This window comes from Sphingomonas sp., assembly GCF_036402235.1.
Taxonomy (GTDB): Bacteria; Pseudomonadota; Alphaproteobacteria; order Sphingomonadales; family Sphingomonadaceae; genus Sphingomonas.
Window position 1 is genome coordinate 73,686 of the sequence record NZ_DASWTG010000032.1, and the last position, 26,898, is coordinate 100,583.

Consider the following 26,898-nt stretch of genomic DNA (forward strand, 5'->3'; position numbering starts at 1 on the left):
TTGCCCAAGGAGGATCTCCTTACCCTCGACGGGCTGATCGAGGAAATACTTCCAGATGCCCGCTTCCGCGTCCTTCTCGAAAATGGACATCGCATCATCGTCTACACGGCCGGCAAAATGCGCAAATATCGCATACGCACGCTGGTTGGCGATCGCGTTCAAATCGAGATGTCGCCATATGACATGGAAAAGGGCCGGCTCGTCTATCGCGAGCGGGTGGCAAACGCCGGTTTCAGCACTCGCAGCTCGAGACGGCGATGACCGACAGAGCATCCGTTCCTCCCAAGCTGTCCGCACCAAAGCTCAAGCTGTTTCGCAAGAAATTCGAAGCGCCGCGCCTCTCGCCTGAAGCCGTAGAGCGTCAGAGCCGCGCGACACTGCTTGCCTGGAATATCCTTGGTGGCGATGCGGCTATCGCCTTTCTCAACAGATATCATGAGGGCCTCGAAGGCCGCCCTCTGGATATCGCGGTTGCGAGCGCGGCAGGTTGCGAAGCGGTTGAGTTCGCCATCGCCGCCTATGCCAGGGGCGACTGACGCGCTGCATGCCGTTGATGTCCTCACTAATGTACAGCTCGCGGTCGGCATGACGGATGAACTCGCGCGGGCAAATATGACGCTCCGCCGCAGCGCGGATTTCTTCTCCTTCTCGCTGGCACGGTCCAGCGCGCCGACGAGCGCTGTGCAACCTATTTCACACCAGCTGCGGTCAAGGGTCATCGGTAACGGCCTGCGCGAGCTGGACCGGTTTCTGAACATCCTTATCGACCAAGTCGCCTCGCGGCGGCATCTGCCAACTGCTCCCGGCCAGCGAAATACCGCAAACAAGCTTCAAGCGTTCTGGAGTGATATCGGAGTGACGAGCGACGGTCACGTGCGGCTTCGGGCTCTTGGGAGGTCGCGGGATTGCCTGTTCCACTGCGATGGTATCGCCCGACGGGCGGATGTGGGTAACGCGGGGGTCATGACCCTGGGTTGGCCCGACGAGAATGGCCTCCTTCAGATAGCTCCATTGGGAAGCCCGATAATCGTCAAACCAGCAGATCTCCAAAACGTTCGCGCGTTCTATGGCCAATTAGCCGACGATCTCCGCCTTGCCGCAGGCCCGTCCAACTGACCTGTGCCCTTAGTCGAGCATCTACCGCAATGAGCGATTGCGCAGCTTCGGGTCTGCATTATTTTGCCGCCTCCCGAAACGAATGCGACTAATTGCGCAAGCGCTTGTTGAGTCGGCGGAGGCGCCGATGACCCAGGATCGCATTGTCGCCGTCGGCTTCCTGACCAGTGCTGACCTCAGGCTATTGGGAGAACGCTTTGACCGTTATTTCCCGGTCGAGCATGAAGATGTGTTCACAGACCTCCTATCCGAACTCGACAAGATCGAGGCCACGCCTTTCGGAAAGGGTGTGAGCATACAACGGAAATCGCCTGTCTGACGTCGCCCTCTCCGCAGTGCGATATCGGCCAGCTGAGCCCACTGGATAGGCGATATGTCCGCGCCGCGGATGCCTTTCGCAGCATGACCGTCGAGGTGACGGTCACGGCCATGCCGGAACGTGCCCGAAGTGCGGCAGACTAGCGAATGCCCGCCCTAAATCACTCCGTCAGTCGCAAACCGGTTGACCGGATGGCACCGCGCGCTCAGCCAACCGCTTCCTGGATCGCCTTGGTGCCCACTCGCCAAGCCGCTGAAGACATCCAAAGAATGAGTACGATGCAATTTCTCCGTTTCCTCCCCGGCTCGGCGCACGACCTTGCGATGGACCTCGGCACCGTCAACACGGTCGTCTATGCGCGCGGTCGCGGAATCGTGCTGAGCGAACCGTCGGTTGTCGCGATCGAGACGGTCGCCGGCGTGCCGCGCGTTCGCGCGGTCGGGGCCGAAGCCAAGCTCATGCTGGGCAAGACACCCGACAACGTCAGCACGGTCCGGCCAATGCGTGACGGGGTCATCGCCGATATCGACGTCGCCGAGCAGATGATCAAATACTTCATCGAAAAGGTGCGAGGGCGTGCTTCCCGCTTCGGTCGCGGACCCGAGATGGTGATCAGCATTCCGAGCAGCGCCACGCAGGTCGAACGCCGCGCCATTCGTCAGGCGGCAACGAACGCGGGTGCGCGCAAGGTCTTTCTGATCGAGGAGTCGATGGCCGCAGCGATCGGGGCGGGATTACCCGTGGCCGAACCACGCGGCGCGATGGTGGTCGACATCGGTGGCGGAACGACGGAGGTCGCCATCCTCTCGCTGCGTGGACTGGCCTATAGCGCCTCGGTTCGCGTCGGTGGCGATCGAATGGACGAAGCGATCGCGTCTGGCATCCGCCGCAAGCACAACCTGCTGGTTGGCGAAGCGACCGCCGAACGTATCAAAGTCGAAATCGGCACCGCGCAATATCCCGGCGGCGGCGTCGGCGCCGTGACGAGCGTCCGGGGACGGGATCTGGTCAAGGGCATGCCGGCCGAGGTCGAGGTCAATCAGCGCGAAATCGCGCACTGGCTGTCGGACCTCACGGCGCAAGTGGTCGAAGCGACACTCACCGCGCTGGAGAAGACTGAACCTGAACTGGCGTCGGACATCTACGATTGTGGGATCGTGATGACCGGCGGCGGCAGTTTGCTGGGACAACTGGACGACCTACTCTCGAAGGCGACGGGATTGCCGGTCGTCGTTGCGGACAATGCGCTGATGTGCGTGGCGACCGGCGCGGGCGCCGCCCTGGAAGATCCGGGCTTCCGGGGGGTGATGTCGGACGGATAGCCTCGCGTGACCTAGGCTTGGCGATTACCCCCTGCGATCTTATGCCTCCGTTGCCGGAACGCGCGTCGCGAGCTCCCACCTGCAGCGATCACCCAGCCCTGCGGCGGTCGGCATCACGGCGAGCTCCGGGACCACTTCCACCGAGCAGGGCAGCGCCGGCGCATAGATGAAGCGCCAGCACCACCTGCATTCGATCGCGCCTAGGTTGGAAGGCGGCGTGGCCCATGGCAGCGCTTGCCCTCTGTCAGGTTGCGCTTCTCGGTCGTCCAAAAACATGGAAAACTCCAATGAGGGGAGGACGGCAGCAGCGTCGCGGTAGGCTGCTGCAATATGCGTCAGTTTCGGCGTCACGGCGTGATCGAACCCCGTGAGTTCAAGGCAGTCGATCTGGTGCTGCTGGCACGTGGCAGCGTCGACGCGGGCCGCAGTGAGCTGTCGGGGCTATTTGTCCAGCAACTTCGCTTCGCGGCGCTCACGCTGGCGCTTGTCATCGCGCGCCATCTTCACGGCGCGGGAATTGTGCCGCAGCACCAGCGCTATGCCGGTTGCTGCAAGGACCATCATCAGGATGAGGCCATAGGCCACCAACAAGCGAGTCTCGATAGATAATACCCTTAGTTCGGTGCCGATCTGTCCGCGCGCTCAGCGGAACGCGGAATAACCAAGCGCGAATTCGCGTCGGCTATTTGGTGGCGATCTCGTTCGCCTCGGCGCGATAGGTTTGTTTGACGAAGGTGCGCGCGGCGGTCTGCGTCTTGAACGTATCCTCCAGCACTTCGCTCGACACGAGCGGATAGCCTTGCGAGTTGAACCGCGTCGTGCGCACGGTCACCCGGAAGATACCTTCTTCGTCCTTCGACACGAGATAGGGGCGGACTGGTACTCTCGACATAGGCATCTCCTTGAGCAGATGGGGTGAGCGCATCGCCAGCAGCCCGATCGCGCCACGATCGGCCCGCGGTGTGGCCGCTATCGACGAATGGAGAACGGGCGGAAGGCCAGGCCGGGGCTGCTGTGGGCAACCTAGCGACAGCACGCAGAAGCGCCCGCTTCGAGCAGGTCTCACGCATCGTTCAAGTGCTGGGCCGCGACGAATGGGTCGCCCTCGCAACAGGAAGCCAGCGCCGCCAATGCGAATCGGCGAGCCCGTGTCGGCGCGCCAGTCGGACGACTATGGGCGCTGCGCGGAGAACGCGCAAGGCGCGCGACACCGTCGCCCACTCGGCCAGGAGACGTGTGGACGGGATGGTCACGCACTGCGAATGCGCCTACGGTGGGATCATCATCGCACCACCCGCTTCGCAAGCGCGCGATGCCAGAGAGAAACGGATTGCTCCCGCTTGCCGACGGGAGAATCACATGACGAACAATCTCGCACATCGTGGTTTCGACGAGCCACGCCGGTTGGTGACCGATCTGCCAGAGGATGTTTCCAGTGCGCTCACCAGGCTGGCGCTGCCCGTCGCGACCAGATCATGCGCTTCCGCGCCCGGTCGAGCTTATTTCGAGGTTTATCGTGCCGATCGCGTCAATCTCACGTCGATCCTGTTCTCGGGTGGCGACTGGCGGTGGCGCTTCTGCGCGCCGGACGGCACGTTGATTGCCACCAGCGCCGGCTATCGCGACGAACGTTCGTGTGCGGATGCTGTTGCCGCGCTACGTGGCGCCGCGGGAACGGCTGAGGTCCGACATCCCTGAGCGATCGCACTGGCCCTTGGCATGGGTAGCGGTCGTCGCTCTGCCGCACTACCATCACGCCGAACGGAGACTTGCATGAACTCGACTCAAGCCGGCACGCCGACGCCCGACCGGCGCATCGCCTTGCTGATCGATGCGGACAATGTCTCGCACGGCAAGATCGCCGCGATGCTGGCCGAGCTCTCGAAATACGGCACGGCCAACATCCGGCGTGCCTATGGGGACTGGGCGAGCTCGGGCCTGAGGGGATGGACCGCCAAGCTTCACGAACATGCCATCCGGCCGATCCAGCAGTTCAGCTATTCCAGGGGCAAGAACGCGACCGATATCGCGCTGGTGATCGACGCGATGGAGCTGCTCTACACGCAAAAGCTCGACGCCTTCTGCATCGCTTCGAGCGATGCCGACTTCACGCCTCTGGTCATGCAGCTGCGGGCGAACGGTCACGACGTCTATGGTTTCGGCGAGCGCAAGACGCCTGACCCGTTCGTCAATGCCTGTACGACGTTCCTTTACCTCGATCGCCTGGGCGAGGAAGGCGGCGCGGCGGTCAAGCCCGAGCCACCCACACCGCCGGACGCCGCGCTTGCGGGTACGAAGAAGCCGCGGTCAAAGGCGCAAACGGCAGAAGCGAAAATCGCGAAGCCGCCGCTGAGTCAGGACGCCAAGCTGGTCGCAGTGCTCCGCGGCGCGGTGGAGGCGACGGCTGGAGACGATGGCTGGGCGCCGCTCGATGCAGCCGGGAGCGCCGCGCGCCGCCAGGCGCCGATCGATCCGCGCAACTATGGCGCGCGCAATTTCCCCAAGCTCTTCGAGGCGGTCGGGCTGTTCGACATCGTGAAGGCGGAGGAAAACGGACAAAGCTATGTCGCGGACCGACGCAACAAGGACCGCACTTCGAAGCCACGGTTCTAGCGCCAGTCGGCGACGGCGCCGGCACAATCCGTTTCACCCGGGCGACAATCCGCCACCTCATACCAATATCGTCATCATCGCCAACAGTTCCGTTCGTAGGGGCGACGCCGAGGGACCATGGTGCTCCCGCTAACGAACGCAGCGTGCGCTGCCTGCAGTCGGGGCAAAAGCGGTCGCTCACGACATGTCTCATGCGAGCGTCTTCTATTCCGGCATCTACTTCCAAAAGCGGACAGACCGCTCACGGCCCAGCTGCAGACGCTCTCACTGTAAGCGTGACGCCATATCTTGGGCGTCTGCTTCGACAGGGTCACCTGCTGAATGCTGCCTGCCCGCCAGCGCCCCAGTTATCCGCCCCGAGCCGTCGTTCGATCGCTGCTTGGATATCCGGGATTGATGATCCCTCGCTTGGACATGCGGCCGGATTCAACTGAGCTTCCCGAGTCTCTCTCGCCTGAGACGCTCATCCCCGATTATGGCGCCCTCATTTCGAGCTCATGACCGAGACTTGGACGATCGAAATATGGTCCTCGCTAGAATATCCGAAGCTTTTTCACTGTCGCGCTTGGAAGTCCCAGGGTTTGCGCCGCGACTTGTGTCTGCTACTGTGTCTCTCGGCGAGAAGGCGATGGAAATCGCGCTTCGAAGTCAGCTAGTTGGGCGCCCATTCGGTTTCCTCTTCTGGCACCATTTTCCCCATCCACGGACGTCCATCAGCGTCGCGTAAGCGGCTGGGCAAGAATCCTTTCCTCGATCTGTCTTTCAGACGAGATGTGGGTCGGTTCGCCGGAAGTGGGTCTAGGCTTTGCTGATCAGTCCGATCAGCCCGCTGGCGCCAGCATCGCGGGCCCTGGCAGGTAACTCCATTCGGTGACGTCGCTTCCGGCGGGTGTGCGGACCTCAATCCGGTTGAGTCCCGGCCGCAAGCGCAACTTCCAACGCGCGATCCGCCCCTCGACCGGGATCGTCGCCACCGTAGCGCCATCGACCAGCAATGTCGCGGCGTCAGCGTTGGTATAGGCCTTCACCTCGACATCGGGGGTGCGGCGGATGTCGTGTCGATGGCTGGCGATGTGGACCATCGGCCTGTCCGACCAGTTCGCCTGATACCAATAGAAGGCATCCTTACGCGTCCGGCGGTCATAGGTGACCAGGCCTTTGTCATTGATCCCGCGCCGATCGCCCTCATGCCGCCCTGCCGATGCAAAGTCGAACGCCACCCATATGAAAGTGGCGAAGAGATATGGTTTGTCGGCCAGATCGCGCCAGTTCCGCTCGTGATACTCGGTCTGATATTGTTCCGGATGCCAGCCCGAGGCGGGCTCCACATCGCCGGGCGGATCGGCCTGATGCCGGATGCTGCCTCCTGCGCCATATTCGCTGACCGCGAAGGCACGTCCCGGATGGGCCGCGTGGAAGCCGGCTGCCCACCGCCCCAGCGTCTGGCCGCTCTGGTCCTTGTACCATCCGAAATAGCGGTTGAAGCCGATCACGTCGCTGACCATCGCCTTGGGATGGTCGTCGGCCTGGCAGCAATGCGCATAGGCGGTCGGACGGCTGGGATCCGCTTCCTTCGCCACTCTTTGCAGATATGCCAGCAACTGCGCGACGCGCGGATCGTCGGCATAGATCTCATTTCCGATCCCCCAGATCATCACCGACGGGTGGTTGTAGGTCTGGGCAATCAGCTCGCGGAGCTGCTGCGCGGCATTGGCGCGAAACGCCGGGCTATCCTCGATCTCGGCGACCGCGCCAATCTCCGTCCAGACTCCAAGGCCGAGCCGGTCGGCTTCCTCATAAGCCGCTTGCGGATGCTGGAAATGAGCGAGCCGGACGCCGGTCGATCCCATATCGCGCAGGATCGCGAAATCCTCGGCGACCTGCTCGCGCGAAACGGCCGTGCCGATGCCGGGCCGAGCGCTGTGCTGGAGGTTGGCGCCGCGCAATTGATAGGGTTTGCCATTGAGCAGCAGCCCGCGTGCCGGGTCGATGCGGACGGTGCGGATGCCGAGCGGAACCGTCACCTGGTCGCCTGCCGCGCCGATCTGGGTGACGACGCGGTAGAAATATGGGTCGCGGACGCCGTCCCAGTGCCTCGGTGAGGCGACCTCGCCGTGCAGCTCGACGGCGGCTGTCTCGGCTGGCGCAACCGTGACCGCGCGCTGCATTCGTGCGACCTCGCGCCCGGCCGCATCGAGAATGCGGCTGATGATCGTCGCGCGTTTGCGCGCGCGGCCGTCGTTCGAAACGCGCGCCAGAACCGAAATGCCGGCGCGCTCCGGGGTGAGGCTCGCGACCCGGGCATAGATGCCGGGCCCGCCATGATCCATCATGTCGAAGTGGAGATCGCCGGTCTCGATCAACGAGACGGGGCGGTAGAGGCCGCCGAAGATCGTGAAGTCGCCGCTCAGCGGCGCGACCGTGCGCGTGGCGCTGTTGTCGACGCGCACGGCGAGGATGTTGCGGCCGGGGATCAGCGCGGCGGTGATATCGAAGCGGAACGCCGAATGGCCGCCTTCGTGCCGGCCGATGTGCTTACCGTTGAGCCAGACGTCGGCGACGCTCGCCGCGGCATCGAACTGGATGAACAGGCGGCGCCCCGGGGAGCGCGGGGTGACGTTCAGCGCGCGCCGATACCAGGCCGGGCCGCGATAATAGCTCCCGTCGCCGATTTCCGCGGCGTTGAAGCTGTGCGGGAGGGTGACCCTGGTCCACTCCTTGTCGTCGAACGCGATCGCGCTTGCCTCAGGATGGTCTCCGCGTGAGAAGTGCCAGCCGGGACCAAGCGTCAATACGACGCGAGGCGAGGCGGTCGATATCGGCTCTGCGCTTGCCCCGAATGCCATCGGCACCAGAAATGCGAACACGGCCGCCCACAGCCATCGTGCCATCGTCACAAATATTTCCCCATCGGACATCAGCCTCGTCCAATTGCGCCGACTCAATTTCCGCCGGCAAGATAGACACGCCGATTCAGAAATGATACCGCTACCATGAAGACGCCAAGTCGCTCATCATTTATGGGGAATATAGCCGGCGGCCTTGCTCAACCTCCGGCCCGCTTTGTCCGCGGTGAGGAAGGGGGACATAATCTTCCGTGCGCTATCCTGTCGCCTGCCCGTGGGCCGCGTAGCAGCGCTTCTGGCGACCGAGCGTAGCCACCGGCCCGACGAAATCATGCCTCTCACAACGGATCCGACTGCCATGCGACGAATTCGAAACCGCACAAGCGGCCTGTCGGCCTTCGCCATGCTCAGCTCCCTCCTCTGCGTTGCGCCCGCGACCATCGCGCTCCCGGCGCATGCGCAGATCAGGACAGGACAAGCCGCAGCCGTCGAAGCATCCTCGGCTGAGCCTCTCTCATCCGTCCCGACATTGGCGCAGCCAACAGAGGGCAACAGCCGCTTTCAATGGTCTTCAACCGCGCCGCTCATCCTGCCCAAGCCGGATGCGGCGCATCAGCTGGTTGCGGTCAAGGATCCGTCGGTCGTCTATGCGAATGGCAAATTCCATGTGTTCATGACAACGGCCGGCCCTCAGGGCTGGGGACTCGCCTACACGAGCTTTCGCACCTGGCGCGAGGCGCAGGGCGCGCGCCTGACGTTCCTCGACCGGTCGGGCATCGGCCCGGGATATCGCGCCGCACCCCAGGTCTTCTACTTTGCGCCGCAGAAGCGCTGGTACATGATCTTCCAAGGCGGCGACCCGCTCTATTCAACGACCAGCAACATTGACGATCCGCTATCTTGGAGCGCGCCAAAGCCCATTTTCGCGACTGTGCCGGACGTGGTCAAAGGAGACGACGGCCGGCCGGTCTGGCTGGATTTCTGGGTGATCTGCGACGACAGTCGCTGCCATCTCTTCAATACCGGAGACAATGGCCGCCTTTATCGGTCCGAGACTTCGCTGCACGACTTTCCGCGGGGTTTCGGGAATATGCAGGTCGTGTTGAACGATACCCGCGACCGCTTGTTCGAGGCCAGCATGACCTACAAGGTCGCGGGTGCCGGCGCCTACGTCACCATGGTCGAGGCGATTGGGCCGAAGGGGCGCTATTTCCGCTCCTGGACCAGCGACCGGCTCGACGGATCCTGGACGCCTTTGGCCGACAGCCTGGCCGATCCGTTCGCTGGATCGGGCAACGTCGATTATCCGGGCGGGCGCTGGACGCTCGACATATCGCATGGCGAGCTGATACGCGCGGGCAACGACCAGAGCTTGACCATCGATCCCTGCAACCCGCTGCGGTTTCTCCACCAGGGAGTCGATCCGCGCGCGGACGCAAGCGACTATCTCAATCTTCCTTATCGGCTCGGCTTGCTCACCGCCGCGCGGCAAAATCCGATTTCGGCGATGTGCCGGACAAAGCGCGACACCAACCCGCGCACCAATGCGCAACGATGAATGGCAGTTCTGTTTCGGTGCACGCCGGCAGGTCTGACACGCACTCCTCGGCGCGAGTAGGCACGCGGCCATCGCCCGGCAACAGTTTCGCTGCTCACTGGAGTGGCGTGACGGCTGGCGAGCGCATCGTCCGCGTTTCCACATCTAACGTTCGAGGAGACAGCGCCATTATAGATCGCACAACGGCGCAAGGATAATGTGCCGCGATATCTTCGTGGGTGGGCTTGGCCTATCTTGTGGGCATCTAGGATAGGAGCTGGCGCGATGGTTCACGGACTCGCGATTCGAGGTCTACTCGCTGCGCCAGTTGCTCTGACGGTCGCTCCGGCCATGGCGCAGGAGCAGGTGCCGTGGGTCGACATCACGCCGCGCGCAGACCTGGCGGGCTGGCACATCGCGGGCGGACGGGCGCCGTATGAGGTCGTCGGCGGCGAGCTTATCGGACGCGCAGCACCGGGCCCGGCGAACAGCTGGCTGGTGTCCGACCGGCAATATGGCGACTTCATCCTGGAATATGACGCGAAGACCGATCCGGTGCTCAACTCCGGGGTCATGATCCGCGGCCAGAGCCGGCCCGATTACCGCAACGGCGTGGTCTTCGGCTACCAGGCCGAGATCGACCCGTCGAAGCGCGCATGGAGCGGCGGCATCTATGACGAGCAGCGCCGGCAATGGCTCCATACGCTCGGCCGCAACGATGCGGCGCGGCGCGCCTTCCGCTCGGGCGACTGGAACCATTATCGCGTCGAGGCGATCGGCAACCGCCTGCGCACCTGGGTGAACGGCGTGCCCGCCGCGGACATCGTCGATGACACCGATGCGAAGGGGTTCATCGCGTTCCAGGTGCACGCCATCCCCGACGCGCTGGCCAGTCGTAAGCCTGAGGTACGGTTCCGCAATGTCCGGATCATCAGCGAGAACCCGGCTCGCTTCGCCTTGCCGGCGACGGCGCTGGAGCAGCAGGGCTGGCTGACCAACCGCCTGTCCGACGGCGAGCGGCGCGCGGGCTGGACGCTGCTGTGGGACGGCAGCACGGCGAAGGGCTGGCGAAGCGCCAAGGGGAAGGGGTTTCCGGGTAGCGGCTGGTCGATCCGCGACGGTGTCCTGTCCGTAAAGGGGGGCGGCGGAGACATCGTCACCGCGCGGGATTATCGCAACTTCGAGCTGTCGGTCGATTTCCGCCTGACGCCCGGCGCCAACAGCGGGATCAAATATCGTATCGATCCCCGGACGCAGGTCGGCCTCGAATATCAGCTGCTCGACGATACGCGCCATCCGGATGCCAAGATGGGCCGCGACGGCAACCGCACGCTCGCCTCGCTCTACGACCTGATCCCCGCGCGCAACCTGTCGGACCCCGACAGTCCGGGCAAGCGGATCAATCCGTCCGGCGAATGGAACCGCGCGGTGATCGTCGTGCGCGGCCGGCATGTCGAGCATTGGCTGAACGGCTTCAAGGTCGTCGAGTACGAGCGCGGCTCGCCCGAGTTCCGCGCGCTCGTCGCGCAGAGCAAGTTCGCGGGACGGACGGGCTTCGGCGAAGGCGAGCAGAGCCCGATCCTGCTCCAGGATCATGGGGACCGCGTCGATTTCCGCTCGATCAAGCTGCGCCAGTTGCAAGGGGAATGACGATGCTCGACCGCCGGACGATGATGAAGGGCGCGGGTGCCACGCTCGGCATCGCGATGAGCGCGCGCAGCTATGCGAAGATCAGGGGCGCCAACGACCGGCTGCGCGTCGCGGTGGTCGGCGTCAACGGCCGCGGGCAGGCGCATTGGGGCGCCTTCTCGAAGCTGCCGAACGTCGAGGTCGCGGAGTTCGTCGATGTCGATTCGCAGGTGCTCGCCAAGCGCACGGCCGAGTTCGTCGCCAAGGGGAACGCGCGGCCGAGAACCGAGCGCGACTATCGCCGCATGCTCGACCGCAAGGGCATCGACATCGTCACGGTGGCGACGCCGGATCATTGGCACGCCAAGATGGCGATCGACGCAATGGATGCCGGCCGGGACGTCTATTGCGAGAAGCCGATCAGCCTCGCCCCGGCCGAGGGCGAGGCGATGATCGCGGTGCAGCAGCGCACCGGCCGCAAGCTGCAGGTCGGCAACCAGCAGCGATCGAGCGTCGAGACCCAGCAGCTCGCCGCGCTGATCAAGGCCGGCGAGCTCGGCGACGTGTACGAGGCGCAGACCTGGTATGCCAACAACCGCGTCTCGATCGGGCGGGGGCACGAGATGGCGCCGCCGCCGCATCTCGACTGGGATCTGTGGCAGGGGCCGCGGCCGCGCGGACCCTATCGCTCCAACCTCGTGCCCTATAACTGGCACTGGTTCTGGAAGTACGGGACCGGCGAGACCTGCAACAATGCGATGCACGAGCTCGACGTGGCGCGCTGGCTGATGGGGCTAACCTTCCCGGAGACGGTGACGGCGCGCGGCTCGCGCCAATTCTATCGCGGCGACGATTGGGAGATGTACGATACGCTCGCGCTCGATCTCGTCTATCCCGACGGGCGTGCGATCCGGTGGGACGGGAACAGCTGCAACGGCATGCAGCGCTACGGCCGCGGGCGCGGCGTGCTGTTCCTCGGGACCAAGGGCTCGGCGGTCGTCGATCGCAACGGGTTCGAGCTCTACGACCTCGCCGGCAAGCAGGTGCGCCAGGTCGCCGCGGCAGCGAGTTCCGAGACCACGGGGACGGTCGGCGAAGGCGCGCTCGACGTCCTGCACGCCGGCAACTTCGTCGACGTCATCCGTGGCCGGGCAAGCGCGCTCGCGTCGCCGATCCGCGAGGGGCATATCAGCACGACGCTCTGCCACCTCGGCAACATCGCCTATCGCACCAAGTCGACGCTCACGCTCGACACCGCGACCGGCAAGCCCTCCGGCGCCGAGGCGATGAAGCTCTGGTCGGTCGACTACGAGCCGGGCTGGGAGGTGAAGGCCTGATCGTCCTGTGCTCGCCCCGATGATTGCGATGCAGCCCGAGCGGTTCGCCGCGATGGGGACGCGGGTCGAGCTGCATCTGTTCGGCTCGGACGATCGCGCCGCGCTGCTCGCGGCGCGGCGGGCGATCGAGGCGGTCGACGACGCGCTGACGATCCACCGGCCCTCGGCGACGACGGCGCTCAACGAATGCCTGATGGCAGGGCGGCCCTGCCGGATCGACGATCCGGTGCTGCTCGACGCGCTGGTCGAGATCGAGGCGGCCTATCCGGCGACATACGGCCTGTTCGATCCGGCCGCGGATGTGTCGAGGCCCGGGGCGGGGTGGAACATGATCTCGTTCGGCCGGGACAACGCCGGCATCGAGGCGTCGCGGCCCGTCGCGCTCGACTTCGGCGGGTTCGGCAAGGGTTTCGCGCTCGACCGGGCATGCGCGACACTGAGGGCGGCGGGCGTCGCGTCAGCCTTTCTGTGCGCGGGCGAGAGCTCGATCGCGGTCGTCGGCGAACATCCGCTCGGGGGAGGCTGGCCGGTCGCGATCCCCCATCCTCTGGAGCCTGGACGGTTCCTCGCGGAATTCGAGCTGCGCGACGAAGCGCTCTCGATCTCGTCGACCGTCGGCGCCGGAACGGCCGCGCCGGAACGCGCCGCGATGATCCGTCCGACGGACACTTCCGTCGTCACCGCGCCGCGCACCACCGTCGCCATCGACCGCAGCGGCGCGCGTGCCGAGGCAATGAGCACGGCGCTGATCGTCGCCGACGACGATCAGGCCGGGTATCTGTTGGACTGCGGTCGGGCGTGCAGCCCGCCTCAATCCTCCCCCGCCAGGGGGAGGTGGCACGCGCAGCGTGACGGAGGGGGCGGAAGCACATCGATAGCGGGTCGCCGTCCTCCCCCTCCGTCAGTCCCCGTCTTCGCGGAGACTGACACCTCCCCCTGGCGGGGGAGGATTGAAGGTCGATCGGCCGTGACGCGCCGCTTCCTGTTCGATTTCAGCCGTGAAGCGGCGATGCCCGTTCAACCAGGTGAGATGGCTCTGCAATGACCGACAAGGATTTCGACCTCACGCGGCGCGCGTTCATCGACGGCGTCCTGAAGGCGACGGCCGCCGCCGGCATGGCGGCGGCCGCGCCCTGGGCGGTCTCTGCCGCAGGAGCCGAGCCGGTCGCGGGCGATCGCGTGCGGCTGGGCGTGATCGGGACGGGCGATCGCGGCCGGACGCTGATCCGCAACATCCTCAAGACCCGCAACTGCACGGTCGCCGCGATCTGCGACAATTTCGAGCCGCATCTGACTAAGGGCCGCGCGCTGGTCAGCCCGGGCACGCGCGCCTTCGCCGATCATCGCGCGATGCTCGACGCCGGCGGCCTCGACGCGGTCGTCATCGCGACCCCGCTCGATGTCCATGCGGCCCAAGCCCTGGATTCGTTCGACGCGGGACTGCATGTTTGGTGCGAGAAGGCGATGGCGCGCACGATCGCCGATTGCAGCGCGATGGTGAGGAAGTCGCAGGACAGCCGCAAGGTTCTGCAGATCGGCCACCAGCGCATGTTCCATCCGACCTATCTCAACGCGCTGCGCCGGGTGAAGGCGGGCGAGATCGGGCTGGTCACCCAGATCCGGGCGAGCTGGCATCGCAACACCAGCTGGCGGCGCCCGGTCCCGGCCGGAGCCACCGACCGGCAGATCAACTGGCGGCTCTATCGCGACGCCTCGGCGGGATTGATGACCGAGCTTGCGACCCATCAGCTCCAGGTCGGCAACTGGTTCCTCGACGCGGTGCCGACGCGGGTGATCGGATCGGGCAGCATCTGCTTCTGGAAGGACGGTCGCGACGTCTACGACCATGTCGCGCTGGTCTACGAATATGCCGGCGGGCGGAAACTCGTCTACACCTCGCTGCTGAACAATGCGCGCTATGGCTGCGAGGAGCAGATCCAGGGCAGCAAGGGGACGATCGAGCCGGAGCTCGGCCGCATCTATCAGGAGGTGCCGCCCAAGGTGCTGGCGCTCCAGCGGATGCAGGAGGACGTGAAGCGCGGCCACAAGCGCACCGTCCCGATCGGCGGCGCCACCTGGTTCCCCGAGCTCCCCGTCACGACGCCGGGGGACTCGCTGGGCTGGGGCGAGTATGACGAGACGATGCTGCAGTTCGAGGGGTTCGGTGAAGCGGTGCGTTCAGGCAGGCCGCTCCCAAGGCTGCTGGCGCAGGCCTATTACGCCAGCGTCGCCTCGCTGCTCGGCGAGCAGGCGATGGACCGCGGCGAGGCCATGGCCTGGCCGACCGACCTCGTCAGCATCTGACTATCGAACGTATCACCAAGAGGAACCCGCCGTGATCGAATCCAACCGCCGCGAGCTTCTGGGCCTTCTCTCTGCGAGCGTCGCCGCCGGCTTCGCTGCCGACGCGCTCGCGCAATCCGCCACCCGCGGCGACGCGCCGACCGAGGGCGCGCCGGCACGGCCTGCGCCCGAAGCCAAGTATCGCGTGCCGTTCGCCGTGATCGGGCTCGACCACAATCACATCTATGGCATCACCGATGCCGTGATCCGCGGCGGCGGCGTGCTGACCAGCTTCTACGCCGCCGATCCCAAGCAGATCGCGATGTTCCAGAAACGCTATCCGGGAGTCCCGCTGGCGCGCTCGGAGGACGAGATCATCGAGAACCGCGCCATCAAGCTGGTGTGCAGCGCGGCGATCCCCAGCCTGCGCGCGCCGCTGGGCATTCGCGTCATGCGGGCGGGCAAGGATTATCTGAGCGACAAGGCTGCGGTCGTTTCGCTGCAGCAGCTCGCCGATGTCCGCCGCGCGATCAAGGAGACGGGTCGCAAGTTCGGGATCATGTATTCGGAGCGCCTCGAGGTGCCGGCCGCGGTCATGGCCGGCCAGCTCGTCCACGACGGCGCGATCGGGCGGGTGATCCAGACGGTCAACCTCGCCCCCCACCGACTGGCCGCCCCGACCCGGCCGGACTGGTTCTGGGACACGAAGCGCAATGGCGGCATCCTCACCGATGTCGGCAGCCACCAGGCCGACCAGTTCGTCTATCTGACGGGCAGCAGGCGCGCCCATGTCGTCGCGTCGCAGACCGGCAACTTCAACCATCCCGAGCACCCTCAGTTCGAGGATTTCGGCGACATGGTGCTGAACGGGGACGGCGGCACCGGCTATGTCCGGGTCGACTGGTTCACGCCCGACGGCCTGCCCACCTGGGGCGACGGCCGCCTGTTCATCCTCGGGACCGAGGGCTTTATCGAGCTGCGGAAATATGTCGATGTCGCAGGGCGGCCCGGCGGGAACCATCTGTTCATCGCCGACCGCAAGGGCACGCGCTATCTCGACTGCTCGAAGGTGCCGCTGCCCTTCGGCCCGCAGTTCGTGACGGACATCGTCGAGCGCACATCGCTCGCACAGGACCAGGACGGCGCCTTGCTCGCGGCGGAGCTCGTGCTCACCGCCGAGGCGCGCGCGACACCAGCCAGGGCACCCGCCAGCTAGGCTGGAAGGATCCACGTCCTCGCCTGATCATGCAGCTCCCGGATTGCCGCGGCCAGCACCGGACCGCCCGCTTCGGGCCGGTTCCCATCGAGCCGGGTCGCGGCGCCACTGGCCTACTCGATAATCGGGCGATCGATGGGTCCCGCCGGCGTCCATCTAAGAATGCGGGGCGGCGTGTCTGCGGCAATCAATGCATGATTGCAATGCATGGTAATGCACGATAATGCACGTTCATGAATCGAGAACCGCCTGAAGAGCGTCGCGAGACGATCGCCGCCAGACTGGCCGAGGGATCCAGCCTTTCAGCGACCGCGTTGGCGGAGGAGTTCGGCGTCTCGCCCGACGCGATCCGGCGCGATCTGCGCGCGCTTGCGGCAGAGGGGCGATGCCGCCGCGTCTATGGCGGCGCGCTTCCGCTGTCGCCGGCGTCCACGCCGATGCGCACCCGCAGCCAGGAAGCGCCCGGCCGGAAGGCTGCTCTGGCGGAGGCGGCCACCAGGTGCATCCAGCGCGGCGACTTTCTGTTCCTCGACAATGGCAGCACCAATCTCGCCCTTGCACAGCGCCTTCCCCGGAGCGGCCTGAAGGTCGCCACCAACTCCGTCTCCATCGCTGCAATCCTCGCGGATCGGGACGATATTGAGCTCTACCTGCTCGGCGGGCTTGTGCGTCCGGGGATCGGCGGGTGCGTCGATGCCGACGCGATGCTGGCCCTTCAGCAGATGAACATCGACCTTTGCTTCCTCGGCGCCTGCGCGGTGTCCGTCGAGGAGGGGGTGTCGGCCTTTGATGCCGCTGACGCCGCCTTCAAGCGGACGGTGCTGCGCTGCAGCCGTCGCGCCGCGCTGCTGAGCACCAGCGAAAAACTCGCGACGCGCGCGCCCCATCGGGTTGCGCCGCTGGAAGCGATCGACGCGCTCGTCGTCGAACATGACGCTGTGGAGCATATCGACCTGGGAGCGGTGCGCGCGCTCGGCCTGGACGTCATCACCCCCATGCGAGGCGCTGAATGAACGCGGGCATCGCCGAATCCGCAAAGCGAAAGATCAGCATGACTTCTTCCGAACGGGCGGCCAGGCTGGCGACGCGCCTGTCCTTTCTGGTCGCCGGATTTGGCATCGCCTGCTGGGCGCCGCTGGTTCCCTATGCCAAGGAGCGCCTCGGCGTCGGCGACGCGACATTGGGTCTGCTGTTGTTGTGCATCGGCATCGGCTCGGTGACCGCGATGATCCTGACCGGTCCGCTCAGTGCGCGATTCGGCAGCAAGCCCGTCATCCTGGCGGGCGGGTTCGGCCTGGCGGCCGTGCTGCCGTTCCTGACGCTTGCGCCGGATCCGCTGACCCTCGCCGCGGCGCTGCTCGCATTCGGCGCAGCGCTCGGTTCGATCGATGTAGCGATGAACATCCATGCGGTGGAGGTGGAGCGCGCCGCGGGCGTGCCGCTGATGTCCGGCTTCCATGCCTTGTTCAGCATCGGCGGCTTTGCCGGCGCCGGGCTGATGACCTCGCTGCTGTCATGGCGTGTCGATCCGGCGATCGGCACCTCGGCCTGCGCAGCGATCATGGCGGTCGTCATGGCGATCGCCGCGCCGCGGCTTCTCCGCGATGCCCAGACGGAGGAGGGGCCGCTGTTCGTCGCACCGCGCGGCATCGTGGTGCTGCTGGCGGGCCTTGCCGGTGCGACCTTCCTGGTGGAAGGCGCAATGCTCGACTGGAGCGCACTGCTCATCACGCGCGCCGGCCTCGTCGCCGCGCAACAGGGCGGAATGGGCTATATGTTCTTCGCGATCGCGATGACGATCGGCCGTTTTGCGGGCGACGCCGTGACGCAACGCATCGGCGATCGGGCGGTCCTGTTCGGGGGCGGTATCGTGGCGGTCACAGGCTTCGTTATCCTGCTCTTAGCGCCGGGGATCGTCATCGCCGTGGCGGGTTTCGTTCTCATCGGTCTTGGCGCTTCGAACATTGTGCCGGTTCTCTTCCGCAAGGCGGGATCGCAGGCGGTCATGCCGATGGCGCTCGCGATCGGGGCAATCACGACCACCGGCTATGCCGGCATTCTTGTCGGCCCTGCCGGCATCGGCTTCGTTGCGGGAGCCGTGGGGCTTGAAACTGCCTTCTGGATGCTCGCGGCGCTCATGTGCATTGTGCCCGCGACAGCGAGCATCGTCGCCGGCGGAAAGGGTTCGCGGGCGAGCATTTGAGGCACTGTCCAAGTCCCGGACTGGCGAAGCCTGCTTGGTGTCAGCGCTTCTTCGTCACCTGATCAACGCCCACGTCGATGACCAAGACCATCGCTTCGTAGGCGACATCGGGCTTACGATGCTCGATCGCGTCTGCAATTCTTGCATGCCGGGCGACATTCTCGTGCATCGCGTCGATCGTCATCGGCGTGCTCAAGGAGAAATATGCGCCGAGCGCGACCTCGACCACCCCTGAAAAAGCCCGAAACAGCGGATTTCCCGACGCGGCGGCGATCGCCACGTGGAAGGCCAAGTCGGCTAGAACAAACGCATGCCGGTCTTCGATGGACGCGGCCATGCTATCGAGGGCTGCTCGAATTTCCCGCATATGCTCGTCGGTCCGTTGAAGCGCGGCAAGCGCGACGGCGGCGGGCTCCACGGCGCGGCGCATCTGCGCCAGATGCTCGAAGAATTCCGGATCGAGCCCGAGGCGCACGCGCCAAGTCAGCACATCCGGATCGAACCAGTTCCAGTATTCGGGCGGAAGAACATGTGTTCCAACGCGGCTCTTGGCATTGATCAGTCCCTTCGCGACGAGCGTCTTGGTGACCTCGCGCATCAGAACCCGAGAGGCCCCGAAGCGGCTGCGGAGTTCTTCCGCCAGCAGCACGCGGCTACCTGGGGCACGAGCGCCAGAAAGTATCTCGGACCCAAGGATCGAGACGATCTCATCGTGTCCGGCAGCACGGCCGGTCCTTCTTATCATGTGTCCCGCAGCCATCATGTCCCCCGTGCGGGGCGCCCGCATCCCGAGTCAAGGCACTTGCGTCGATCCCTCAATTAGTAATAACAATATTCCTAATAAACATAACCGTTGATGAGAGGGGAGAGATGAAAAGCGGGAAACCTGCGTCCTTGTCGCGTGGGAAAGTGGTCCGGGGGCGGGGCAGGCCAAGAACTGTCGTCGCGAGTCCGCGGGGACTCCGGCGTTTGGCGGTCACCGCCGCGCTGGCCTTGTCGATCGCGTCGCCGGCCTGGGCGCAGGTGCTGACGGACGAACAGCGTTCGGCAGCGAAGACGGCAAATGCGGATCCGGCACTCGCGCCCGATCTGCTCCTGTCCGCGAAGGACATGGCCTGGTGGCGCGATGCCAAGCTCGGCATCTTCGTGCACTGGGGCCTGTACGCCATTCCCGGGAAGGGCGAGTGGCACATGTTCAACGACAAGGTGCCGGCGGCGGAATACGCCAAGCTGTCGCAACAGTTTAACCCGCGGCACTATGATGCCCGCGCATGGGCACGCCTCGCGCACGAGGCCGGCGCTCGCTACATGGTGATGACCGCCCGTCATCACGACGGCTTTTCCCTGTTCCGCAGCCCGTCCAGCTATGGCGGATATGATTCGGTGCGGTCTGCCGCGCAGCGTGATCTCGTCGCGGATTTCGTGACGGCGGTGCGGGGCGAGGGGTTGCGCGTCGGCCTCTATTATTCCCCGATGGACTGGCGCTTCCCGGGCTATTTCCAGCCGAAGGAGCTGCCCGACAACGCCCAGCTGATGAAGCGGCAGACCTATGGCCAGATCGAGGAGCTGATGCGCAACTATGGCCGCATCGACATCCTCTGGTGGGACGGCGGATGGCTGGCGCACAAGGGGACCGATGCCGACGCGGCGGGCTTTTGGGAATCGGACAAACTGAACCGCATGGTGCGGCGTTATCAGCCAAAGGCGGTGATCAATCCCCGCTCGGGCTGGCAGGGCGATTTCGATGTCGCGGAGGGCGGCTCGCCGATCACCGGGCCGATCCGCGCGCGTCCATGGGAAAAGACCTTCTCGATCAATCGGTCGGCCTGGGGGTTCACCCCCGACAAGAACACGCTCGGTGCGGATGAGGTGATCGTGCTGCTGGTCAATGCAGTGGTGCGCAACGGCAATGTGCTGGCGAATGTCAGCCCTGATCCCGATGGCCGGATTCCGGCCGACCAAGCGAAGACGCTGCACGGGGTTGGCGAATGGCTCAAGCGTCACGGCCGGGCGATCTACGGCACCCGGCCGGGGCCGCTTCAGCCGGTCGATAACGTCCATGGCTCGACCCAGTCCGGCGACAGCGTCTTCCTGCATATTCTGAGCTGGCCGGACGAGGCGCTGACGGTTCCGATCACGGGCCCGGTCCACGACGTAGTCAATCTATCCGGCGCCGAGGTGACGTGGCGCAAGGAGCCGAACGGAATCCGGATCATGGTGCCGCCCGCATCGCGCGGCGCGGCCGTGACCATCGTGGAGGTGAAGGGCGGCAATGCGGTTCGTTAGGTGGATGGTTCGCGCGTTGGTCGCCGCGATGGCGGTCGCCGGCACGGTTGCTCCGGTCTCGGCGCAGATCCGCAATCTGTCGCAGGACTGGCTGTTCCATCGCGGCGACGTCGCTGGCGGCGAGCAGCCGCAGCTCGACGACCTGCGCTGGCGAAAGGTGGTCGTTCCGCACGACTGGGGGATCATGGACAAGCCCGACGGCTCGCCTCCATTCGATCCCAAAGCGGTGGGCGGGCAGGATTCGGGCTATCTGCCCGGCGGAAAGGGCTGGTATCGCCGGCACCTGACGTTGAGCGCGGCCGAGGCCGCCCGCGTCGCGCGGCTCGCGTTCGAGGCCGTGTACATGGACGCCGATATCTGGCTCAACGGCGAGCATCTCGGCCGGCATCGTTACGGCTACACGGCGTTCGCCTTCGACCTGACCGGCAAGCTGCGCGCGGGGCGCAATGTCATCGCCGTTCGCGTGAACCATGAGGATCCTTCCTCGCGCTGGTACGCCGGATCCGGCATCATTCGCCCGGTCACGCTCGAACTGTCGAGCCGCGTCCATCTCGATCCCGACAGCATCTTCGTCACCACCCCGGTCGCCACCCAACAGCGCGGCGTGGTTTCGGCGCGTGCCACGATCGCGAACCGGTCGAACGAGCCCGCGCGTGTCGAGCTGATCTCGCGCGTGGTCTCCCGCGCGGGCAAAGTGGTCGGCGAGGCTCGCGAGGTCCGGTCGGTCGCGCCCGGCGGACGCAACGAGGGCGTGCAGACGCTGGAACTGGCGCGCCCGGCCTTATGGTCGCCCGGCGCCCCGAACCTCTACACGCTGGTCCAGCAAGTGCGCATCGGCGGCAAGCTGGTCGATGAGCGCCGCACGCGGTTCGGCCTGCGCACCATCACGATCGACGCCCGTCAGGGCCTGCGCATCAACGGCACGCCGGTGAAGCTGCGCGGCGGCAATATCCATCACGACAATTACATGATCGGCGCCGCCGGCGCGCCCGACGCCGACCGGCGCAAGGTCCGGCTGATGAAGGCGGCCGGCTACAATGCGATCCGCAACGCACACAACCCGGCCAGCCAGGCGACGCTCGATGCCGCCGACGAGCTCGGGATGCTGGTCATCGACGAAGCTTTCGATGCCTGGGCCAAGAGCAAGCGGGACCGCGACTATGCCCGCTTCTTCGCCGAGAACTGGGCGCACGACATCGACAGCATGGTGCGCAGCGGCCGCAATCACCCGAGCGTGCTGTTCTGGAGCATCGGCAACGAGATTCCCGAACAGGGTAGCCCGGAGGGCGTCGCGACGGCTCGGCAACTCGCCGAACGGGTCCGGCAGCTCGATCCGACACGGCCGGTGACCCAGGCGGTAAGCATCGATCCCCCGCAAAGCCGCGCGCAATCCGCGGTCCTCGACGTGGCCGGCTACAATTACCGGGCGCATCTGTTCGATGAGGAGCACAAGCACCTGCCCGAGCAGGTCATGTACACGTCGGAATCCCTGCCCAAGGATGCGTTCGCCTATTGGCGCACGGTCGAGACGAGTCCCTGGGTCATCGGCGACTTCGTGTGGACCGCGGTGGACTATCTGGGAGAGTCCGGCATCGGCTGGATGGGCTATAGCCAGGATTGGCAGAAGCTCGGTCCCTATCCCTGGCATCTCGCCTATTGCGGGGAGATCGACGCGACCGGCCGGAAGCGGCCGGCGGCATATTATCGTCAGATCCTGTGGAAGACCGGCATCGACCCGATCGCCGCCTTCGTCCGGCAGCCTGCCGGGACAGAGGATCTGCCCGACCGCCACTTCTTTCCGATCACGCCGCCGCATCTCGACTGGTCGCTCGAGGACGTCCATCCAAGCTGGAGCTGGGCCGGTCAGGAAGGGAAGCCGCTCGAGGTGGCGGTCTATTCCGAGTTCCCCGAAGTCGAGCTGACGCTGAACGGAAAAAGCCTGGGACGTAAGGCTGTCGGTCTCGCCACCCGGTATCAGGCCTTGTTCACGGTGCCCTATGAAGCGGGCGAACTCGTCGCGATCGGCTATCGCAACGGCCGGCCGGCCGGCCGTTGGACGCTACGTACCGCTGGGGATGCCGCCCGTGTCGATCTGTCGCCGGACCGTCAGCAATTGCCCGCCGATGGCGAAGCGCTGGCCTATGTGGCGATCGAATTGAAGGACGCGGCCGGCACGCCGCTTTACGCCCGCGCCGGGGATCGCCGGGTGCGCGTCCGGGTGAGCGGTGCGGGAACGCTGGCGGGCATCGGCAACGGCGACCCGCGCGATGCGGCCAGCTTTCAGTCCGGCGTGCGCAGTACCTTTCACGGTCGGGTCGTCGCGGCGATCCGCGCCGGAACCGAGCCGGGCCCGATCGTCATCGAGATCGAAGCCGACGGGCTGCCGTCCCGGCAGATCCGTCTGAATGCCGTCCGCCCATAAATTTCGACTTTTCCGGAGACGACGATGATCTCGAAGCGTGAATTCCTCAAGGCCAGTGCCGCGACCGGCGTGTCCGCACTGGCTGGATCAGCCCATGCCGGCTCCAGCCTGGCTCAAGCGGCTGGACCATTCCGTCCGAGCTGGGATTCCTTCACCTCGACCTATCAGGCGCCGGACTGGTTCCGCGACGCGAAGTTCGGAATATGGGCGCATTGGAGCGCGCAATGCGTGCCGGAAGCGGGCGACTGGTATGCGCGGCACATGTATATGCAGGGCGAGCCGCAATATGAGCATCATCTGAAGCATTACGGCCACCCGGCCGATGTCGGCTTCATGGAGATGAACAACCGCTGGAAGGCCGAAAACTGGAATCCGGACGATCTGCTGGATCTGTATCGCGACGCCGGCGCGCGCTATTTCGTCGCACTGGCGAACCATCACGACAATTTCGACAATTACGCATCGAAATTCCACGAATGGAACTCCACCCGGGTCGGGCCGAAACGGGACCTGATCGGGATATGGGCCAAGGCGGCGCGCGCGCGGGGTCTGCGCTTTGGCGTGTCCAACCATTCCGCGCATGCCTGGCACTGGTTCCAGACCGCCTATGGCTATGATCCGATAGGCCCTCGCGCGGGGCAGCGTTATGACGCCTGGAAGCTGACCAAGGCCGATGGCCGCGGGAAATGGTGGGAGGGGCTCGATCCCCAGAACCTGTATTGCGGCCGCAATGCCGCGCTGGCCGACGGGATCACGACGCTCGAGGCGGCCAGGAAATGGCAATGGGAACATAACGGCAAATGGGACGAGAACCCGCCCGCGAACAATCCGGAGTTCGTCAAGCGCTGGTTCCTGCGCTGCAAGGATCTGATCGACAGCTATCAGCCCGATCTGCTGTATTTCGACAATTTCGATCTTCCGCTGGGTCAGGCCGGGCTCGACATCACCGCCTATTATTACAACAACTCGCACAAGCGGCACGGCAAGCTCGACGTCGTCGTCAATGCGAAGAACATGCCCGAAGCGCGCCGCGCTGCCTTGGTGGAGGATGTGGAGCGGGGCTTTCGCGGCGGGATTCAGCCGCATGCCTGGCAGACCGATACCTGTCTCGGCGACTGGCACTACAACCGCCAGCGCTTCATCGACAAATCCTATATGGGCGCCGCGGCGGTCGTGCATCGGCTCTGCGACGTGGTCGCGAAGAACGGCAATCTGCTGCTCAGCGTGCCGATCCGAGGTGACGGCACGATCGATGCGGAGGAACGCCGCATCGTGGAAGAAGTCGGCGGCTGGACTCGCCGGTTCGGTGAAGCGATCTATGGAACCCGTCCGTGGCACGTCTTTGGCGAAGGACCGACGGAAGTTGAGTCCGGGCAATTCGGCGAAGGCAAGATGAAGCCGTTCACGGCCGCCGACATCCGCTTCACGACCAAGCGCGGCGCCCTTTATGCGATAACCCTGGGACGGCCCCAGTCGGGCACAATTCTGATCCGTTCGCTGGCGGGCAAGCCGGTCGGCAGGGTCGAAGTCGTGGGCGCCCCCGTGCCGCTGCAATTCCAGTCGCGGCCGGAGGGCGTCGAAGTCTCCCTGCCGGACTCGGCGAGCCACGCATTCGGCGTCGCGCTCAAGATCATGGGGCCGGGGTTGATCGGCTGAACTGGTCGGTCCGTTTGGGGGACAAGGCATGAATATCCTGAAGCCGGCGCTTTTGTCCGCGTCGTTGCTCTTGGCGGGCACGGGCTTCGCGCATGCCCGGAGCGGGCAGATCCAGCCTGGCTGGCCGGGCGCGGGTGCCCTGTTCGTGGGTGCGAATTATCAACCGGTCGATCGTTCGCCCGAGCAGATCCGGCGCGACATCGCGTTGATGAAGTCGGCGGGATTCAACGTCGTGCGCATGGGCGATCTTTCCTGGGACTATTTCCAGCCGGCCGAGGATCGGTTCGAGTTCAAGGAATTCGATCGCGTCATGGACGCCATGCATGCGGCCGGCATCCGCGTGATCCTCGATGTCCCGGGGTTGCCCGCGCCGCTATGGCTGCACCGGAAGTATCCCGGGGTCGATATCGTCAGCCAGGATGGCAATCGCCGCTACCCCGCCGAACGGTATATGGAAGATATCAGCGACCCGGACTATCGCCGGCTCGCCAGGCAATTGGCGGAGCGCCTGTTCGAGCGCTACGCGAAGCATCCGGCGGTGATCGCGGTCGGATACGACAATGAAATCGGCAACAATTTCATGTCCTATTCGGATGCTACGCGCCGGCGCTTCATCGGCTGGCTGAAGGAGAAGTATCGGACGCTGGAGGCGTTGAACAAGGCGTGGGCGACCCAGCGCTGGTCGCGGCGGGTGAGCGACTGGGACCAGATCGATCTGCCCAATGCCGAAGGCCCGGGCGCACCCGAACCGTATCTCGACCTGCGGCGCTTCTGGTCCGGTGTCACGATTTCGGTCCTTGAGGATCTGGAGGCGATCCGGAAAAGAACCGTGCCCGACAAGCCCGCGATCTCCAATCTGTGGGACAGCAGCGAACGCAAGGGGTTCGACTATCTGGCCAGCTACCGCCGCTATGTCAGCTATGGCGCAATGGGCTATTATGCCGGCGACCCGATCAGCGGCGGGTTCGATTCGCTGATGATGAAGGGCGCGCTGTCCACCCCGATCTGGTTCAACGAGTTCACTGCCGGCGGCGGAGGCTATTACGGGACCAGGGGCCGCGCGAGGATGTGGGCCTATTTCGGCCTCATCAACGGTGCGCAAGCGGTACTCGCTTGGACCTTCAACTCGCATCGCGGCGGCGAGGAGCAAGCGCTGTTCGGGCTGGTCGACCATGACGACACGCCCTCATGGAAGCTCGACGAATTCGGCCAGCTCGCGAAGGAGTTCAGGACGCTGCAGTCGATGGGTTTCCCGCGGGCGCTCGATCCCAAGGTGGCGATCGCCTATTCGTTCGAGGCACGGATGGCTGCCAGTCAGCGCAACCAGACGAGCACGGTGCGGCAATATTTCACGATCCCCTATATGGATCACGCGCATAACGCCTTCGCGCCGCTGTATAACGACAATGTCGATGTGGCAGTGATCAATATCGGGCACGAGGATCTCAGCCGCTACCGCCTTGTCGTGGTGCCGGGACTGTACCTGATGGATCGGGCATCCGCCGAAGCGTTGCGCGGGTTCGTGAAGAATGGCGGCACCGTCATCATGTCCGCCATGTCCGCCAAGGTCGACGAGACCAGCCAATGGTTCGGTACGTCGCTTCCCGGCAGGCTCAGCGACGTGTTCGGACTCGCCACCAAGGAATTCTATCGCACCGAACAGCCGCTGACCGGCGAAGTGGCAGGCAAGGCATTTGCGACCAAGGCAAAGTTCTACGAAGTGCTGCGGCCTACGACCGCCAAGGTGATCGGCCGGTTCGACAATGTCGATGGATTCCCGCCCGCCGTCACCGTCAACCAGTTCGGCAAGGGGCAGGCGGTCTATGTGGCCGCGACTTCGGATCGCGCCCTGCTGCACGCGGTCTATCGCGATTTCTACGCGAAACTGGGCATCGAGCGGGGGCCGGAAACGCCGGAGGGCGTGTATGCGCGCGTCGTCGATGGCCGCACGCTCTATGTCAACACGACCACCGAATCCAAGCTGGTCGCCATAAGGGGAAGTCAATCCGGCCTGCTGACCGGCAAGACCTGGAATTCCACCCTGCGTCTGGAGCCCTATGGCGCCGATTTGCTGCGCTAGGAACGGCCGGTGCCGCCGCCGTCGCGCGGCGGC

At 65.1% G+C, this 26,898-nt stretch carries 23 protein-coding genes; 20 read left to right on the forward strand and 3 right to left on the reverse strand.

The features are described 5' to 3' along the window. The 6 genes from infA to VGD28_RS07040 all read left to right on the forward strand — a co-directional run bounded on the left by infA (nucleotide 1) and on the right by VGD28_RS07040 (nucleotide 3,366). Nucleotides 1-261, forward strand: coding sequence for a translation initiation factor IF-1 (infA, locus tag VGD28_RS07015; protein WP_331027618.1), 261 nt, complete (start codon nucleotides 1-3; stop codon nucleotides 259-261). After that, entirely contained in the window at nucleotides 258-536 is a 279-nt protein-coding gene (locus tag VGD28_RS07020; RefSeq protein WP_331027619.1) for a hypothetical protein, read from the forward strand. Before infA ends, VGD28_RS07020 begins: the two co-directional genes overlap by 4 nt. A 49-nt stretch (nucleotides 537-585) precedes the next feature. After that, nucleotides 586-1,116, forward strand: coding sequence for a hypothetical protein (locus tag VGD28_RS07025; protein WP_331027620.1), 531 nt, complete (start codon nucleotides 586-588; stop codon nucleotides 1,114-1,116). A 127-nt stretch (nucleotides 1,117-1,243) separates the two neighbouring features. Then, on the forward strand, nucleotides 1,244-1,435 hold the full coding sequence (locus VGD28_RS07030) for a hypothetical protein (protein WP_331027621.1): 192 nt from the start codon (nucleotides 1,244-1,246) through the stop codon (nucleotides 1,433-1,435). Nucleotides 1,436-1,713: 278 nt separating this feature from the next. Next, the gene (locus tag VGD28_RS07035; RefSeq protein WP_331027622.1) at nucleotides 1,714-2,757 is read left to right on the forward strand and encodes a rod shape-determining protein; all 1,044 of its coding nucleotides are present in this window, start codon (nucleotides 1,714-1,716) and stop codon (nucleotides 2,755-2,757) included. 330 nt (nucleotides 2,758-3,087) lie between these two features. Then, complete coding sequence (locus tag VGD28_RS07040) at nucleotides 3,088-3,366, forward strand: hypothetical protein (protein WP_331027623.1); 279 nt, start codon at nucleotides 3,088-3,090, stop codon at nucleotides 3,364-3,366. 73 nt (nucleotides 3,367-3,439) lie between these two features. Here the strand turns inward: VGD28_RS07040 and VGD28_RS07045 are convergent, their stop codons facing one another. Continuing rightward, nucleotides 3,440-3,649, reverse strand: a complete 210-nt coding sequence (locus tag VGD28_RS07045; RefSeq protein ID WP_331027624.1) for a hypothetical protein — start codon at nucleotides 3,647-3,649, stop codon at nucleotides 3,440-3,442. A 467-nt stretch (nucleotides 3,650-4,116) separates the two neighbouring features. On the opposite strand from VGD28_RS07045, the gene VGD28_RS07050 reads away from it, so the two are divergent. After that, nucleotides 4,117-4,455, forward strand: a complete 339-nt coding sequence (locus tag VGD28_RS07050; RefSeq protein ID WP_331027625.1) for a YegP family protein — start codon at nucleotides 4,117-4,119, stop codon at nucleotides 4,453-4,455. Nucleotides 4,456-4,530: 75 nt separating this feature from the next. Next, on the forward strand, nucleotides 4,531-5,370 hold the full coding sequence (locus VGD28_RS07055; protein WP_331027626.1) for an NYN domain-containing protein: 840 nt from the start codon (nucleotides 4,531-4,533) through the stop codon (nucleotides 5,368-5,370). Nucleotides 5,371-6,191: 821 nt separating this feature from the next. Here VGD28_RS07055 and VGD28_RS07060 read toward each other — a convergent pair. Further along, nucleotides 6,192-8,261 (reverse strand): glycoside hydrolase family 2 protein, encoded by a 2,070-nt coding sequence (locus VGD28_RS07060; RefSeq protein WP_331027627.1) that lies wholly within the window; start codon nucleotides 8,259-8,261, stop codon nucleotides 6,192-6,194. A gap of 358 nt (nucleotides 8,262-8,619) precedes the next feature. On the opposite strand from VGD28_RS07060, the gene VGD28_RS07065 reads away from it, so the two are divergent. From VGD28_RS07065 to VGD28_RS07100, 8 genes are all read left to right on the forward strand, one after another. Further along, the gene (locus tag VGD28_RS07065) at nucleotides 8,620-9,774 is read left to right on the forward strand and encodes a non-reducing end alpha-L-arabinofuranosidase family hydrolase (protein ID WP_331027628.1); all 1,155 of its coding nucleotides are present in this window, start codon (nucleotides 8,620-8,622) and stop codon (nucleotides 9,772-9,774) included. 330 nt (nucleotides 9,775-10,104) lie between these two features. After that, a complete protein-coding gene (locus tag VGD28_RS07070; RefSeq protein ID WP_331027629.1) occupies nucleotides 10,105-11,403 on the forward strand; it encodes a DUF1080 domain-containing protein in 1,299 nt (432 codons plus the stop codon). After that, nucleotides 11,400-12,719 (forward strand): Gfo/Idh/MocA family oxidoreductase, encoded by a 1,320-nt coding sequence (locus tag VGD28_RS07075; RefSeq protein WP_331027630.1) that lies wholly within the window; start codon nucleotides 11,400-11,402, stop codon nucleotides 12,717-12,719. The genes VGD28_RS07070 and VGD28_RS07075 overlap by 4 nt, the downstream gene beginning before the upstream one ends. Before the next feature lie 52 nt (nucleotides 12,720-12,771). Further along, nucleotides 12,772-13,764, forward strand: a complete 993-nt coding sequence (locus tag VGD28_RS07080; RefSeq protein ID WP_331027631.1) for an FAD:protein FMN transferase — start codon at nucleotides 12,772-12,774, stop codon at nucleotides 13,762-13,764. Further along, entirely contained in the window at nucleotides 13,761-15,023 is a 1,263-nt protein-coding gene (locus VGD28_RS07085; RefSeq protein ID WP_331027632.1) for a Gfo/Idh/MocA family oxidoreductase, read from the forward strand. Before VGD28_RS07080 ends, VGD28_RS07085 begins: the two co-directional genes overlap by 4 nt. A gap of 31 nt (nucleotides 15,024-15,054) precedes the next feature. Then, the gene (locus VGD28_RS07090; protein WP_331027633.1) at nucleotides 15,055-16,218 is read left to right on the forward strand and encodes a Gfo/Idh/MocA family oxidoreductase; all 1,164 of its coding nucleotides are present in this window, start codon (nucleotides 15,055-15,057) and stop codon (nucleotides 16,216-16,218) included. 233 nt (nucleotides 16,219-16,451) lie between these two features. Further along, complete coding sequence (locus tag VGD28_RS07095) at nucleotides 16,452-17,231, forward strand: DeoR/GlpR family DNA-binding transcription regulator (protein ID WP_331027634.1); 780 nt, start codon at nucleotides 16,452-16,454, stop codon at nucleotides 17,229-17,231. A gap of 38 nt (nucleotides 17,232-17,269) precedes the next feature. Next, nucleotides 17,270-18,421 (forward strand): MFS transporter, encoded by a 1,152-nt coding sequence (locus VGD28_RS07100; RefSeq protein ID WP_331027635.1) that lies wholly within the window; start codon nucleotides 17,270-17,272, stop codon nucleotides 18,419-18,421. A 40-nt stretch (nucleotides 18,422-18,461) separates the two neighbouring features. On the opposite strand, the gene VGD28_RS07105 is transcribed toward VGD28_RS07100, so the two are convergent. Next, nucleotides 18,462-19,208, reverse strand: a complete 747-nt coding sequence (locus VGD28_RS07105) for a FadR/GntR family transcriptional regulator (RefSeq protein WP_331027636.1) — start codon at nucleotides 19,206-19,208, stop codon at nucleotides 18,462-18,464. Nucleotides 19,209-19,390: 182 nt separating this feature from the next. Here VGD28_RS07105 and VGD28_RS07110 point away from each other — a divergent pair, with 182 nt between their 5' ends. The 4 genes from VGD28_RS07110 to VGD28_RS07125 are packed head-to-tail and all read left to right on the forward strand — an operon-like array spanning nucleotide 19,391 to nucleotide 26,865. Continuing rightward, on the forward strand, nucleotides 19,391-20,707 hold the full coding sequence (locus VGD28_RS07110; protein WP_331027637.1) for an alpha-L-fucosidase: 1,317 nt from the start codon (nucleotides 19,391-19,393) through the stop codon (nucleotides 20,705-20,707). Nucleotides 20,708-20,711: 4 nt separating this feature from the next. Then, complete coding sequence (locus tag VGD28_RS07115) at nucleotides 20,712-23,129, forward strand: glycoside hydrolase family 2 TIM barrel-domain containing protein (RefSeq protein WP_331027638.1); 2,418 nt, start codon at nucleotides 20,712-20,714, stop codon at nucleotides 23,127-23,129. A gap of 24 nt (nucleotides 23,130-23,153) precedes the next feature. Next, a complete protein-coding gene (locus VGD28_RS07120; RefSeq protein WP_331027639.1) occupies nucleotides 23,154-24,785 on the forward strand; it encodes an alpha-L-fucosidase in 1,632 nt (543 codons plus the stop codon). A 28-nt stretch (nucleotides 24,786-24,813) separates the two neighbouring features. Next, nucleotides 24,814-26,865 carry a beta-galactosidase gene (locus VGD28_RS07125; protein ID WP_331027640.1) on the forward strand — a complete coding sequence of 684 codons (2,052 nt, stop codon included), beginning with the start codon at nucleotides 24,814-24,816 and terminating at the stop codon, nucleotides 26,863-26,865. The last annotated feature ends 33 nt before the right edge of the window (nucleotides 26,866-26,898 follow it).

What these genes read in the sequence shown, in the direction of transcription:
- VGD28_RS07020 (WP_331027619.1), top strand. Translation starts at nt 258, where the DNA reads ATGACCGACAGAGCATCCGTTCCTCCCAAGCTGTCCGCACCAAAGCTC.
- VGD28_RS07025 (WP_331027620.1), top strand. Translation starts at nt 586, where the DNA reads ATGACGGATGAACTCGCGCGGGCAAATATGACGCTCCGCCGCAGCGCG.
- VGD28_RS07030 (WP_331027621.1), top strand. Translation starts at nt 1,244, where the DNA reads ATGACCCAGGATCGCATTGTCGCCGTCGGCTTCCTGACCAGTGCTGAC.
- VGD28_RS07035 (WP_331027622.1), top strand. Translation starts at nt 1,714, where the DNA reads ATGCAATTTCTCCGTTTCCTCCCCGGCTCGGCGCACGACCTTGCGATG.
- VGD28_RS07040 (WP_331027623.1), top strand. Translation starts at nt 3,088, where the DNA reads ATGCGTCAGTTTCGGCGTCACGGCGTGATCGAACCCCGTGAGTTCAAG.
- VGD28_RS07045 (WP_331027624.1), bottom strand. Translation starts at nt 3,649, where the DNA reads ATGTCGAGAGTACCAGTCCGCCCCTATCTCGTGTCGAAGGACGAAGAA.
- VGD28_RS07050 (WP_331027625.1), top strand. Translation starts at nt 4,117, where the DNA reads ATGACGAACAATCTCGCACATCGTGGTTTCGACGAGCCACGCCGGTTG.
- VGD28_RS07055 (WP_331027626.1), top strand. Translation starts at nt 4,531, where the DNA reads ATGAACTCGACTCAAGCCGGCACGCCGACGCCCGACCGGCGCATCGCC.
- VGD28_RS07060 (WP_331027627.1), bottom strand. Translation starts at nt 8,261, where the DNA reads ATGGCACGATGGCTGTGGGCGGCCGTGTTCGCATTTCTGGTGCCGATG.
- VGD28_RS07065 (WP_331027628.1), top strand. Translation starts at nt 8,620, where the DNA reads ATGCTCAGCTCCCTCCTCTGCGTTGCGCCCGCGACCATCGCGCTCCCG.
- VGD28_RS07070 (WP_331027629.1), top strand. Translation starts at nt 10,105, where the DNA reads ATGGCGCAGGAGCAGGTGCCGTGGGTCGACATCACGCCGCGCGCAGAC.
- VGD28_RS07075 (WP_331027630.1), top strand. Translation starts at nt 11,400, where the DNA reads ATGACGATGCTCGACCGCCGGACGATGATGAAGGGCGCGGGTGCCACG.
- VGD28_RS07080 (WP_331027631.1), top strand. Translation starts at nt 12,772, where the DNA reads ATGGGGACGCGGGTCGAGCTGCATCTGTTCGGCTCGGACGATCGCGCC.
- VGD28_RS07085 (WP_331027632.1), top strand. Translation starts at nt 13,761, where the DNA reads ATGACCGACAAGGATTTCGACCTCACGCGGCGCGCGTTCATCGACGGC.
- VGD28_RS07095 (WP_331027634.1), top strand. Translation starts at nt 16,452, where the DNA reads ATGAATCGAGAACCGCCTGAAGAGCGTCGCGAGACGATCGCCGCCAGA.
- VGD28_RS07100 (WP_331027635.1), top strand. Translation starts at nt 17,270, where the DNA reads ATGACTTCTTCCGAACGGGCGGCCAGGCTGGCGACGCGCCTGTCCTTT.
- VGD28_RS07105 (WP_331027636.1), bottom strand. Translation starts at nt 19,208, where the DNA reads ATGCGGGCGCCCCGCACGGGGGACATGATGGCTGCGGGACACATGATA.
- VGD28_RS07115 (WP_331027638.1), top strand. Translation starts at nt 20,712, where the DNA reads ATGGTTCGCGCGTTGGTCGCCGCGATGGCGGTCGCCGGCACGGTTGCT.
- VGD28_RS07120 (WP_331027639.1), top strand. Translation starts at nt 23,154, where the DNA reads ATGATCTCGAAGCGTGAATTCCTCAAGGCCAGTGCCGCGACCGGCGTG.
- VGD28_RS07125 (WP_331027640.1), top strand. Translation starts at nt 24,814, where the DNA reads ATGAATATCCTGAAGCCGGCGCTTTTGTCCGCGTCGTTGCTCTTGGCG.